This window comes from Streptomyces sp. NBC_01275, from assembly GCF_026340655.1.
Taxonomy (GTDB): Bacteria; Actinomycetota; Actinomycetes; order Streptomycetales; family Streptomycetaceae; genus Streptomyces.
This window is the reverse complement of sequence record NZ_JAPEOZ010000001.1, coordinates 2,943,912-2,956,008: the sequence shown is the minus strand read 5'-3', so window position 1 is coordinate 2,956,008 and position 12,097 is coordinate 2,943,912. Positions and strand designations below refer to the sequence as shown.

Below are 12,097 nucleotides of genomic sequence, written 5' to 3'. Positions count from 1 at the left end.
ACGCCTCGGCAAACCTAGCAAAAGGAGTGACGACTGTGTCGGGCACCTCTTGCTCCGTGCCGCGTTCGCCGAGCACGCACCTGGTCACCGGGAATGTCTCGAAGCGCGGTGAACTCCAGCCTCTGGCGGGCCGCGGACCGGGTCCGCTCCGCTCGGGGCGTGCGCCGGCGCTACGGGGCGGTGGGACGCGGGGCGGGTGAGGGCGAAGAGGTAGCCGCGTTCGTCGTCGAGACGCAGGGCGTGGGGGGCGGAGGCCAGGACGGCTTCGGAGAGGTGCGGGTGGCGGCCCTGCTCCAGGCGGGTGTAGTCGGTGGTGACACCCGCCAGGGGCGCGACCTCCTCACGGCTTGGGCACCCGGCGCGCCCCGCGCCCGGAGGCAGTCCGGCGGTGTCTGGGGTGAGGAGGGCGCGACGGGAGCGGAGAAAGTCGCCGAGTTCGCCGTTGTGCCCCATTCCTCAGGTATTGGAGGCGCGTGGGACTGTGTGCGGTGCGAGGTTGGCCCAGACGACGCTCAGGTGGCCGGTGCGGTAGAGGGCGGGGCCGTCGTCCCCCGGACCACGAGGTGTGGAGCGACCACCTGTTCCCCGGTACCGGTGTCGCGACCGTCCAGGCGCGCGATGGCCCGGTCCACGGCGAGGTGGGCGAGGCGGGGGATGTCCTGCCCGACGGTGGTGAGGTCGATATGGGCCAGGCGGGCCAGATGGCTGTCGTCGAAGCCGACGACGGAGATGGCGCCGGGGACGGGAACGCCGCTGCGGAGGAAGACATCGAGGACACCGGTCGCGCAGCGGTCGTTGAAGGCGAGGACCGCAGTGGGGCGCGGGTGGGAAGCGGCGAGAACCTGGGCGGCCTCGGCGCCCTCTGCCTCGGTGAGGCCCCCGGGCACGACGCGGATGTGCTCGGTGAGACCGTGGCGGCCCATGGCGGTGCGGTAGCCGCGTCGCCGGTCGGCTGCGCCGGGTGCCTTGCCGCCGTCGATGTGGGCGATGGCGCGGTGGCCCAGCGCCACGAGGTGGTCGACCGCCTGGCGGGCGCCCTTGTCGTCGGCGGTCCGTACGACCTCCAGGCCGGGGACGGATGGCCGCAGGTGGCGGGCCACAGAGACGACCGGCAATTGCCCGGCGAGCTCCGTCAGCCGTGAGGCGGGGGCCTGTGGGCCTAGCAGGATCAGCGCCTCGCAGCGGTCGTCGAGCAGGGTCTCGACGGCACGCTGCTCACCCCGTCCGGCGGTCACGGCGCTCAGCGCGATCTGGTATCCGGCTGGTTCGGCGGTGGCGTAGATGCCCTCCACCAGGTCGGCGTGGAACGGATGCTGGAGGCCGAACTGCACGCCGAGCAGGTGGGAGCGGTGGCTGCGCAGCAGTCTCGCCCGGGCGTCCGGGCGGTAGCCGATCTCCCGCGCGGCCTCCAGGACACGCTCGCGGGTGGCGGCGCTGGCCCCCTTCGCCCCGCGCATCACGATGGAGGCCAGCGCGGTGGACACACCTGCCCGCGTCGCCAGGTCGGCGAGCGTCGGCCGCTTCCCGTCCGGGACTGCCGGGGTCGCAGGCATCCTGTCCTCTCCTGGTCGGTCTCGTCTGCTGGGGACCGATTGTAGAACGTTCCATTTGGGCGTTGCTTCAGGAGGGGGCTCGGCAACGGCACGGTGACGTGAGAGGTACGACCCTGGCGGCGGCCGCTTGAGCTGGAGAAGGCGCCGCCGAGGCGGTGTGCGTGTGCTCGGTGCTACGGCCGCACTGTCACCGGGCTCTCCCTGACGTCACCCACGCTGACCGCACCGCCTGTGGCGATCGAACCGATCGCGGCGAGGGCGATGCCCAGCGCGGCCCGAGCGTCCTCGCCGGTCACCGACGGAGCACGCTTGTCCCGGACGCTGTCAGTGAACTCGGCCAGTTCGGCAACGTAGGCCGCGTGGAAGAGATCCTGGTCGTAGCTGACGCACTCGGCGGCAGCGCCAGCCGCACCGTAGGACGTGAGGTGGCTGCTGCGCAGGTCACCCAGGGTGAGCATGCCGGTCGAGCCCTTGACCTCACCGCGGACGTCATAGCCGTACACCGCCTGGAAGTTGGCCTCCGCCGTGGCGATGGCGCCGTTGTCGAAGCGGATCGTCACCACGGCCGTGTCGAGCAGTCCGTGGTCCTTGAAGTCGGGCCGGATCAGGGCGTCGGCCATGGCGAAGACCTCGACGGGCTCTGAGCCGGGGTTGAGGTAGCGCAGGACGTCGAAGTCGTGGATGAGCGTCTCCAGGAAGATCGTCCATGGCGGGATGCGCGACGGGTCGTGCAGTTTGGGGTCCCGGGTGAGGGAACGCAGCAGCTGCGGGGTACCGATGTCACCGGCGGTGATCTTCTCGTGGGCGGCGCGGAAGCCGACGTCGAAGCGGCGGTTGAAGCCCACCTGGAGCGCCACGCCCGCCTCATGTGCGGCGGTGATGGCGCGGTCGGCTTCGTCGAGGGTGATGGCCATCGGCTTCTCGCAGAAGACCGACTTGCCGGCGCGTGCTGCGGCCTCGATGAGTCCGGCGTGGGTGCGGGCGGGCGTGACGATCACGACCGCCTCGATCTCGGGGTCGTCGAGCAGGTCACCGATCTCCGTGTACATCTTGGGGCAGCCGAGACGATCGGCCAGAGCCTTCGCGGCCCCGGGTGCGGGATCGGCAATGGCGGCCAGCCGTACACCGGGGAGGCGGCGGGCCAGGGTCTCGGCGTGGAAGGAGCCCATGCGTCCGGCGCCGATGAGGCCGACCGCGAGGGACTGGGGGGAGGTCATGGCACATACTCCGTGATCTACGTCGTGGCTTCGGTGGTGGCGGCTGCCGTGGTGCGCGGACGCGAGGGCGGGGCAGATGTCCCGCGGCCGCTCCTGTCAGACGGTGAAGGCGGCCCGGAAGCGTTCCAGAGCGGCCTCGCTGTCGCTGGAGGCCCATGCCTCCATGGCGACGGTGCCGTCGTAGCCGATGTCTGCCAGGGTGCGGGCGATGGCCGGGTAGTTGATCTCTCCCGTGCCGGGTTCGCAGCGGCCCGGCACGTCCGCCACCTGGATCTCACCGATGAGTCCCGCGCCGTGGGCGCGGCGCACCAGCTCGATCAGATTCCCCTCGCCGATCTGGGCGTGGTACAGGTCCAGGTTCATGCGCAGACCGGGTCGGTTCACGGCGGCAACCAGCGTCAGGGTGTCGGCAGCCTTCGCGAAGGGCACCCCGGGGTGATCGACGGCGGTGTTGAGATTCTCCAGGGTGAAGGTGACCCCGGCGTTCTCGCCGAGCTCGGCGATCCGGGTGAGTGTGCGGTGCGCGGCCATCCACATCGCGCCGGTGGGCTCCCCGGGTACCGGCACCACGGGCAGCCCCTGGCCGTCCAGACCGGTTCCGTGGAGGTTCAGGCGAGTGCAGCCCAGGTGCTCGGCCGCCTTGAGTGACTCCTCGGCCGTGCGCAACAGTTCGGCGGCGCCGTCGTCATCGGTGAGGCTGCCGCTCACGTACCCCGTCATCGAGACGATCTCGGCGGACGAGCGGGCGAGGGCATCGAGATCGTGGTTCGTCCAGTCCCAGATCTCGACCTGGAAGCCGGCCTCGTGGATACGCCGCGCCCGCTCCTCGATCGGAAGGTCGCGGAAGACCATCTCCGCACAGACCGCCAGTGCGTACATCGTGGTTCTCCTCATCTCCGGACGATCCGGGAACTAGAACGTTCTATATACTCTGACCAGTACGCCAGTCACCATGAGCCGCTGTCAAGTGTCCGGTGGCCATGAAGCCTGTAACGTTCTAGAAGTCTCGCGCGGAAGCCGTGAGTACCGCATAGAAGCCCGCCACGGCGCGTCAACTGCGCCGGGGGTCTCCATGCGCCGGCCACCGCGCGAGCCGGTGGCTTGGTTACTTGGGGGCTCTGCTCGGCTGCTCGTCGGCAGGGAGCGTCAGCCTCGGGCGTCGGGTGCCGGTCAGGCCACAGGTGGCCAGGTGCTCGCGCGTGCTGACGGCGATGGGCAGCGGTACCTCGGGTGCGCAGGGGTAGAGGTCTTGTTCGACGATGACGAACAACTCGGCGTCGAGGGTGGCGAGTGCGGTGACGATGTCGGCGGGGTTGGGCACGCCGGCGGGCGGGGAGACGCACACCCCGCGCTTGACGGCCTCGCCGAAGGAGAGGTTTTCGGCGGCGACCTGGGCCAGGACGGCGGGGTCCATCTGCTTGATGTGGACGTAGCCGACGCGTTCGCCGAAGCGGCGGATGAGGTCGAGGTTGTCGCCGCCGCCGTAGGCGACGTGGCCGGTGTCCAGGCAGAGGTTGGTGTAGCGGGGGTCGGACTCGTTCAGCAGCCGTTCGATCTCGGGCTGGGTCTGGATGTGGCTGTCGGCGTGCGGATGGATGACGAGGCGTACGTCGTACTCGTCGAGCAGCAGCTTGCCGAGCCGGTCGGCGGCCCTGCCGAAGCCCGCCCACTGTTCGGCGGTCAGCTCGGGCGACTCGGTGAACGCGCCCGTCTTCTCGTCCCGGTACATGGGCGGGATGAAGACGAGGTGGTGGGCGTCGGCGGCGGCGGTCAGGCCGGCGATCTGCCGGACGTGGGCGAGCATGTCGTCCCAGGCGTCGGGGCGGTGCAGCGCACCGAAGACGGTGCCGCCGGAGACCTGCAGGCCGCGGGCGTCGAGTTCGTCCTTGAGGCGCTGCGGGTCGGTGGGGAGGTAGCCGTAGGGGCCGAGCTCCAGCCACTCGTAGCCGGCCTGGGCGAGTTCGTCGAGGAAGCGGGTGTACGGCACCTGGTGCTCGTCCTCGGGGAACCAGACGCCCCACGAGTCGGGGGCCGAGCCCAGGCAGAGGTTGCCCGCAGTGGTGCGGAAGGGAGGTGGCGCCGTTGCCATGGTGTGTCCTTCGGAGAGCGGCACAGAAACTCAGTTGGAGGTGGGGAAGTTGAAGCCCGCGCTGACCTGCTGCTTGGGCTGGGGCCAGCGAGTGGTGACGACCTTGGGGCGGGTGTAGAAGCGGATGCCTTCGGGGCCGTGGATGGGGGAGTCGCCGATGAGGGAGTCCTTCCAGCCGCCGAAGGAGTAGTAGGACATCGGCACGGGCACCGGCACGTTGATGCCGATCATGCCTACCTTGATGTGGCGCTGGAAGCGGCGGGCGGCTTCACCGGAGGCGGTGAACAGGGCGGTGCCGTTGCCGTAGGGGTTGGCGTTGATGACGTTGATCGCCTCGTCCAGGGTCTCGACTCGGAGGATCGCCAGCACCGGGCCGAAGAGTTCCTCCTTGTACGCCGCCATCTCGGTGGTGACGTGGTCCAGGAGGGAGGGGCCGGTGAAGAAGCCCTCGGCGTAGGCGGGGTCGTCGAGCTTGAGACCGCGGCCGTCGACGACGACGGTGGCGCCCTGCGTGGCGGCGACGCCGACCGCGTTCTCGACGCGCTCCTGGGCGGCCTTGGTGACCAGCGGCCCCACCTCGGTGCCGGGCTGGTCACCGGGGCCGACCTTCACCTCGCGGGCCTTGCGCTCCAGCACCTGCACGAGTCCGTCGGCGGCGTCGCCGACGGCGACGGCGACGGAGACGGCCATGCAGCGCTCGCCGGCGGAGCCGTAGGCGCCGGCGGTGATGTGGTTGGCGGCGAATTCGAGGTCGGCGTCGGGCAGGACGACGGCGTGGTTCTTGGCGCCGCCGAGGGCCTGGACGCGCTTGCCGTGCGCGGTGGCCTGTTCGTGCACGTACTTGGCGATCGGAGTCGACCCGACGAAGGAGACGGCCTCGATGCCGGGGTGGGTGAGGATCGCGTCGACCGCGTCCTTGCCACCGTGCACCACGTTGAAGACACCGTCGGGCAGGCCGGCCTTCTTGTACAGCTCGGCGACGAAGTTCGCGGCCGACGGGTCGCGCTCACTCGGCTTCAGGATGAAGGTGTTGCCGGTGGCGATGGCCATGGGGTGCATCCACAGCGGCACCATCGCGGGGAAGTTGAACGGGGTGATGCCGGCGACGACGCCGAGGGGCTGGCGGAAGTTGTGCACATCCACGCCACGCGAGACCTGGTCGGAGAAGGAGCCCTTGAGGATGTCGCCGAGGCCGCAGGCGAACTCGACGACCTCGCGGCCCCGGGTGATCTCGCCGCGGGCGTCGTCGACGGTCTTGCCGTGCTCGGCGGAGATGATCCGGCCCAGCTCCTCCTCGTGCTCGAGGAGCAGCTGGCGGAAGGCGAACATCACCTGCGTGCGCTGGGTGAGCGACGATTCCGACCAGGTCTCGAAGGCGGCAGAGGCAGCCTGGACGGCGGCGTCCACGTCGGCTGCGCCGCCGAGGACGACCCGGGCCTGCTCGGCGCCGGTGGCCGGATTGAAGACCGGCTGGGTGGCGGTGGCGGTGCCCTGGACGGGAGCGCCGTTGATCCAGTGCTGGATGGTGGTCACGGTGCGGGTTTCCTTTGCGGGTACGGGAGTTACAGGTAGTGCCGCTGGGCGCGCTTGTTCGCGGAGTACGTCTCGTGTGCGGTGCGGGTGCTCTCCAGGGCGGAGACTTCGCTGACCGGGACGTCCCACCAGCCGTGGCCGGGCGGGTTGGGGCCGTAGAGATCGGTCTCGACGTGCACGACGGTGGTGCGGGTGGCGGCCTTGGCCTTCTCCATCGCCGAACGGAACTCGCCGACGGTGGTGGCGTGCAGGACGTCGGCGCCGAGCGAGGAGGCGTTGGCGGCCAGGTCGACGGGCAGGACGTCGCCGTCGAGCTGGCCCGAATCGCCGTCCCGATAGCGGTACTTGGTGCCGAACCGCTGTGAGCCCAGCGACTCGGACAGGGCGCCGATGGAGGCGAAGCCGTGGTTCTGGACGAGCACGATGATGACCTTCAGGCCTTCGGAGACCATCGTGACGATCTCCTGAGCCATCATCAGATACGAGCCGTCACCGACCAGGACGACGACCTCACGCGACGGGTCGGCCATCTTGGCGCCGACGCCGGCGGCGACCTCGTAGCCCATGCAGGAGTAGGCGTACTCGACGTGGTAGGCCTTGGGATCGCGGGCCCGCCACAGCTGCTGGAGGTCACCGGGCATGGACCCGGCGGCGTTGATGACCACGGCCCGGTCGTCCAGGACGTCGTTGAGCGCGCCGAGGATCTGGGTCTGCGCAGGGAGCGGGCCGGTGTTGCGCTCGGGGGCGAAGCACTCCTCCTCGATCTCCCGGGTACGGCCGATGAGTTCACGCGTGCGGGCGCGGTAGGAAGCCTCGACCTCCCAGTCGGCGAGCGCCCCTGCCAGTGCCTCAATGCCGAGGCGGGCGTCCGCGACCAGCGGCTCGGCGGAGTGCTTGACGGCGTCCAGGCGGGCGACGTTGAGGTTGACGAAGGTGACGTCGGGGTTGCCGAACACGGTGTGGCTGGCGGTGGTGAAGTCGGAGTACCGGGTGCCGATACCGAGCACCACGTCGGCGTCCCTCGCCAGCTCGTTGGCCGCATACGCTCCCGTGGAGCCGATGCCGCCGACCGCGTACGGGTGGTCCCACGGCACCGCGCCCTTGCCGGCGTGGGTGTCGGCGACCGGGATCCCGGTGGCTTCGGCGAACGCCCGCAGCGCGGTCTCCGCGCCGGAGTAGACGGTGCCGCCACCCGCCACGATCAGCGGCTTGCGGGCATTGCGCAGCAGACGGGCGGCCCGCTCGACGGCGGCCGCTTCCGGCACCGGGCGGCCCACGTGCCACACCCGCCGCCGGAAGAACGACACCGGCCAGTCGTACGCCTCGGCCTGCACGTCCTGCGGCAACGCGAGGGTGACGGCACCTGTCTCGACCGGGTCGGTCAGCACCCGCATGGCCGCAAGGGCGGCCGGGATGAGCTGCTCGGGCCGCGAGATGCGGTCGAAGTACTTGGATACGGCGCGGAAGGCGTCGTTGACGGTGACGTCCCCGCCGCGGGTGTCCTCCAGCTGTTGCAGCACCGGGTCGGCGGCGCGGGTGGCGAACATGTCAGAGGGCAGCAGCAGGACCGGCAGCCGGTTCGTGGTGGCCAGCGCCGCGCCGGTGATCATGTTGGTGGAGCCGGGGCCGGTGGAGGCGGTGCAGGCGAAGGTGGCCAGCCGGTCGCGCATCTTGGCGTAGGCCACTGAGGCGTGGACCATGCCCTGCTCGTTGCGGGCGAGGTAGTAGGGCAGGTCGGCCTCGCCGGTCGTGGCCGCCTGCAGCAGCGCCTGGCCGATGCCGGCCACGTTGCCGTGCCCGAAGATGCCCCACACCCCGGGGATGAGGCGCTGCTCCTGGCCGTCGCGCTCGCTGTACTGGTTCGCCAGGAAACGCACCAGGGCCTGAGCGGTGGTCAGTCTGATCGTGTTCATCAGTGGTTCTCCTCGGCCGCGAACGGCAGCCGGTCATCGATGTCCCGGGCGTCCCAGGTCGAACGCACCCAGCCATGGGCGGGGTCGTCGCAGATCAGCCAGGCACGGTCTGGGCCAGGGCCGGCCATGACGTTGAGGTAGTACAGGTCGTAGCCGGGCGCGGCGATGGACGGCCCGTGCCAGCCGTGCGGGATCAGCACCGCGTCCCCGGAACGCGCCTCGGCCAGCACGTCGATCGGCCGCTCGGCGGTCCCGTACACCCTCCCCCACGCTCGGCTTCGCTCGCGCGGGGGCACCCCCAGGTAGCCGAAGCCGTTCTCGCCGCCGGAGACCTCGAAGTAATAGATCTCCTCCAGCTCCGACTCCTGGCCGGGCCGGGCCTGGTCGTGCTTGTGCGGCGGATACGACGACCAGTTGCCGCCGGGTGTGAGGACCTCGCAGACCAGCAGCTGCTCGGCCTCGAAGGTGCCCGGCAGGCAGTAGTTGTTCACCTGCCTTGAGCAGGCCCCGGCACCGCGCAGCTCCACGGGCACGTTCTCCTTGGACCCGTACCGGGCGGAGAGTGAGCTCCGCCCGGTACGGGCGCTGGGCAGTGCGAACCGGCCGCCGGCCGCACTGCTGATCAGGGCCTCCGACTCGCGGGGGAGGTAGGCGAAGTCGGTGACCGAGGCGAACACGCCTGTCCGACCGGTGAGTTCGAAGACGCTGCCGTCCGTGGTGACGGTGCAGGAGCCCGTCAGCGGCAGGACCAGGAACTCGGAGTCGCCGGTGGACACGGCGTGTGCCTCGCCCGGCTTGAGGGTCAGGATCCTCAGGCCGGAGTATCCCCAGCCCGCCGACTCCGGCGTGACCAGGAGGTCATAGGGGCCATCGGAAGAAGTCCCCGTCGGCAGGTGGTACTTACTCACAGCAGGCTCACCGCCTTGTCCACCGCACCGGCGACGTCACCGTTCGAGGGGTAGAGCAGAGACCGGCCCACGACGAGCCCCTGCGCGGTCGGCTGCTGCAACGCCTTGCCCCATGAGGCGAAGGCCGCGTCCGCGTCCTTGACCTCGCCGCCCAGCAGCAGCGCCGGGAGGGTGGAAGAGGCCAGCACCCGTCCCATGTCCTCCACCACCGGAAGCTTGAGCCAGGTGTAGGCGGTACGCCGGCCGAGCCCCGAGGCGATGGTGACGGACTTGACGACGGCATCGGTGGACAGATCGTTGCGGATCTTCCCGTCCTGCCAGGCGGACAGGAACGGCTCGACCATCGCGATGAGCTGACGGTCATTCAGCTCATCGATCGCTCGGGCACTGTTCTCCAGGACGGCCGGTGTGGCGGGGTCGCCCAGCGCGATGCGGGTGAGCATCTTGCCGCCGTCGAAGCCCATCGCGGCGATCGTGGCGGCGTCGTAGCCGGTGAACCGGTCATCGATCTCGAACACCGACCCGGCCAGGCCCGCCCGGTTCATGGAGCCGAAGACGCTCTTACCGTCCAGCACGCCGAGCAGCAGCAGGTCCTCGAGGATGTCCGCGGTTCCCAGGACACCGGTCACGCCGGGCCGTTCCATCGCGATGCACAGGCGCTCCAGCAGTTCGAACCGGTCCGCCATCGCATTCGGGTCCCCGCCGACGCCGTTGGCGCCGCGGGCAGGGTGGTCGGCGGCGATGATCATCGCCTTGCCGTGCTCGCCGAGCAGGGAGGGAGCCTTCACCCGGCGCGCAGCGGCGGCCGCGACGGCGCCGGGGTCGCCCACCCGGGCGTTCACGATCCGGCTCACATTCTCGGACAGCACGTCGTCACACCTCTTGCTGGGAGTCGTTGGTGGATGTTCCGGCCGCCTCGCCGAGCTTGGCGTCGACCTCGGCCTCGGTCGGCATCGCGTCGGAGCAGGAAAGTCGGCTCGCGACAATGGCGCCGGCGGCGTTGGCGAAGATCACGGTGCGGCGGGTGTCCCAGCCCGACAGCAGGCCGTGGCACAGCGCGCCGCCGAAGGCGTCTCCGGCGCCGAGCCCGTTGACGACCTCCACCGGAACCGGCGGGATCTCGGCGGTAGAACCGTCCCGGTCCATGGCCAGGACTCCCTTGGGGCCCTGCTTGACTATGGCCAGCTCCACTCCGGCGGCCAGTAGCGCCTTCGCCGCCGCATACGGCTCACGCTCGCCGGTGGCCACCTCGCACTCGTCGAGGTTGCCCACAGCAACCGTCGTGTGCCGCAGGGCCTGCGCGTAGAACCCACGCGCCTGGTTCGGGTCGGCCCAAAACATCGGCCGCCAGTCCAGGTCGAAGACCGTCGTCCCCGCCTTGGCCCGGTGAGCGAGGGCGGCCAGCGTGGCCGAGCGGCTCGGCTCCTCGCTGAGCCCGGTACCTGTCACCCAGAGGACCGCCGCGTCCCGTACTGCCCCCAGGTCCAGCTCACCAGCGGTGATGTCCAGGTCGGGGGCCTTTGGGAGCCGGTAGAAGTACAGCGGGAAGTCATCCGGTGGGAAGATCTCGCAGAAGGTCACCGGCGTCGGTGCGATGTCCGACGTACCGACGAACCGGCTGTCGACGCCGTAGCTCTCCAGTGCCTGCCGGACGAAGTCCCCGAACGGGTCCCTGCCCGTCTTTGTGATCACAGCCGAGGAGTGCCCGTACCGGGTCGCGGCCACCGCCACATTGGTCGGGCTACCCCCGAGATACTTGCCGAACGAGGTGACCTCCGCCAGCCCCACGCCGGTCTGAAGTGGATAAACATCCACTCCCACGCGGCCAATGGTCAGCACTTCGAACGGCATAACACTGATTTCCCTTCGCTCCGGAGACTCCGGGGGTGGAGAGGTGGACTTGGCGTCTCAGTTGGTTGCGCCCGTCGGTGGCGGAGACGTGTGGGCGGGGCCGGCCGCCACGGTTATCAGGAGGCGGCTTCCTTGGTGACTGCTACGGGTGCGGTGAGGTCGGCCTCTTCGGGGAGTTCCTCGACGTCGACGCCGCGGACCTGGGACAACTCGTGCTTGAGTGCGGCGAGTTCGGTGCCGCCGGCCATGTGGTTGGTCAGCTCCTCGAGCGTGATCTGGCTGCGCTCGGCGGAGAGTTCCATGGTGCCCAGGCGCAGCACGCTGAAGTGGTCGCCCACCATGTAGGCGTGGTGCGGGTTGTGGGTGATGAAGATGACGCCCAGGCCGCGGTCGCGGGCGGCGGCGATGTACTTCAGCACGACGCCGGACTGCTTGACTCCGAGGGCGGCGGTGGGCTCGTCCAGGATCAGCACGCGGGCGCCGAAGTAGACGGCGCGGGCGATCGCCACGCACTGGCGCTGGCCGCCCGACAGGGTGCCGATGGGCTGCTCCAGGTTGTCCAGGATGATGCCCATGTTGCGCAGCTCTTCGTCCGCGGTCTTCTTCATCTTCTCGATGTCGAGGCGGCGCACGGGCCAGGGGCCCTTGGTCATCTCGGAGCCGAGGAAGAAGTTGCGCCACACCGGCATCAGCGGGACCGTCGCCAGGTCCTGGTAGACGGTGGCGATGCCCTTGTCGAGCGCGTCGCGCGGGGTGGAGAAGCGCACCGGGGTGTTGTCGACGAGGAACTCGCCCTCGGTGTGCTGGTGCAGCCCGGAGATGATCTTGATGAGGGTGGACTTGCCGGCGCCGTTGTCGCCTAGCACGCAGGTGACCTGGCCGGGATGCACCGTCAGGCTCACGCCGTGCAGGGCACGGATGTTGCCGTACGCCTTGCCCGCGTTGCGCAGTTCGACGACCGGGGAGTCCTTCTCGGGGGCCCTGTCCGCGAGGACAGCGCCGTGGGTGCCGGTTTCGTTGGTTGTCATTCGGG

Annotated in this window: 11 protein-coding genes; all 11 read right to left on the bottom strand. The window is 70.0% G+C overall.

What is annotated here, in order from left to right:
* Nucleotides 1-84 precede the first annotated feature (84 nt).
* The 11 genes from OG562_RS12830 to OG562_RS12780 all read right to left on the bottom strand — a co-directional run bounded on the left by OG562_RS12830 (nucleotide 85) and on the right by OG562_RS12780 (nucleotide 12,092).
* On the bottom strand, nucleotides 85-453 hold the full coding sequence (locus OG562_RS12830; RefSeq protein ID WP_266396769.1) for a helix-turn-helix transcriptional regulator: 369 nt from the start codon (nucleotides 451-453) through the stop codon (nucleotides 85-87).
* A gap of 59 nt (nucleotides 454-512) precedes the next feature.
* A complete protein-coding gene (locus tag OG562_RS12825; protein ID WP_266396767.1) occupies nucleotides 513-1,553 on the bottom strand; it encodes a LacI family DNA-binding transcriptional regulator in 1,041 nt (346 codons plus the stop codon).
* A gap of 173 nt (nucleotides 1,554-1,726) precedes the next feature.
* Nucleotides 1,727-2,770: a Gfo/Idh/MocA family oxidoreductase gene (locus tag OG562_RS12820; protein WP_266396764.1), complete on the bottom strand. Its 1,044-nt coding sequence runs from the start codon at nucleotides 2,768-2,770 to the stop codon at nucleotides 1,727-1,729.
* Nucleotides 2,771-2,866: 96 nt separating this feature from the next.
* Nucleotides 2,867-3,649, bottom strand: coding sequence for a TIM barrel protein (locus OG562_RS12815; protein ID WP_266396763.1), 783 nt, complete (start codon nucleotides 3,647-3,649; stop codon nucleotides 2,867-2,869).
* A 226-nt stretch (nucleotides 3,650-3,875) separates the two neighbouring features.
* Entirely contained in the window at nucleotides 3,876-4,859 is a 984-nt protein-coding gene (locus OG562_RS12810) for a TIM barrel protein (RefSeq protein ID WP_266396761.1), read from the bottom strand.
* 30 nt (nucleotides 4,860-4,889) lie between these two features.
* Nucleotides 4,890-6,392, bottom strand: a complete 1,503-nt coding sequence (locus tag OG562_RS12805) for a CoA-acylating methylmalonate-semialdehyde dehydrogenase (RefSeq protein WP_266396760.1) — start codon at nucleotides 6,390-6,392, stop codon at nucleotides 4,890-4,892.
* 29 nt (nucleotides 6,393-6,421) lie between these two features.
* Entirely contained in the window at nucleotides 6,422-8,305 is a 1,884-nt protein-coding gene (iolD, locus tag OG562_RS12800) for a 3D-(3,5/4)-trihydroxycyclohexane-1,2-dione acylhydrolase (decyclizing) (protein ID WP_266396758.1), read from the bottom strand.
* On the bottom strand, nucleotides 8,305-9,213 hold the full coding sequence (gene iolB / locus OG562_RS12795) for a 5-deoxy-glucuronate isomerase (protein WP_266396756.1): 909 nt from the start codon (nucleotides 9,211-9,213) through the stop codon (nucleotides 8,305-8,307). The genes iolD and iolB overlap by 1 nt, the downstream gene beginning before the upstream one ends.
* Entirely contained in the window at nucleotides 9,210-10,082 is an 873-nt protein-coding gene (locus OG562_RS12790; RefSeq protein ID WP_266396754.1) for an aldolase, read from the bottom strand. Before OG562_RS12790 ends, iolB begins: the two co-directional genes overlap by 4 nt.
* A 4-nt stretch (nucleotides 10,083-10,086) precedes the next feature.
* Nucleotides 10,087-11,064, bottom strand: coding sequence for a 5-dehydro-2-deoxygluconokinase (iolC, locus tag OG562_RS12785; RefSeq protein ID WP_232028882.1), 978 nt, complete (start codon nucleotides 11,062-11,064; stop codon nucleotides 10,087-10,089).
* A gap of 116 nt (nucleotides 11,065-11,180) precedes the next feature.
* On the bottom strand, nucleotides 11,181-12,092 hold the full coding sequence (locus OG562_RS12780; protein ID WP_266396750.1) for an ATP-binding cassette domain-containing protein: 912 nt from the start codon (nucleotides 12,090-12,092) through the stop codon (nucleotides 11,181-11,183).
* Nucleotides 12,093-12,097 lie beyond the last annotated feature (5 nt).

Coding starts and splice junctions, on each gene's coding strand:
- OG562_RS12830 (WP_266396769.1), bottom strand. CDS start 453: ATGGGGCACAACGGCGAACTCGGCGACTTTCTCCGCTCCCGTCGCGCC.
- OG562_RS12825 (WP_266396767.1), bottom strand. CDS start 1,553: ATGCCTGCGACCCCGGCAGTCCCGGACGGGAAGCGGCCGACGCTCGCC.
- OG562_RS12820 (WP_266396764.1), bottom strand. CDS start 2,770: ATGACCTCCCCCCAGTCCCTCGCGGTCGGCCTCATCGGCGCCGGACGC.
- OG562_RS12815 (WP_266396763.1), bottom strand. CDS start 3,649: ATGTACGCACTGGCGGTCTGTGCGGAGATGGTCTTCCGCGACCTTCCG.
- OG562_RS12810 (WP_266396761.1), bottom strand. CDS start 4,859: ATGGCAACGGCGCCACCTCCCTTCCGCACCACTGCGGGCAACCTCTGC.
- iolD (WP_266396758.1), bottom strand. CDS start 8,305: ATGAACACGATCAGACTGACCACCGCTCAGGCCCTGGTGCGTTTCCTG.
- iolC (WP_232028882.1), bottom strand. CDS start 11,064: ATGCCGTTCGAAGTGCTGACCATTGGCCGCGTGGGAGTGGATGTTTAT.
- OG562_RS12780 (WP_266396750.1), bottom strand. CDS start 12,092: ATGACAACCAACGAAACCGGCACCCACGGCGCTGTCCTCGCGGACAGG.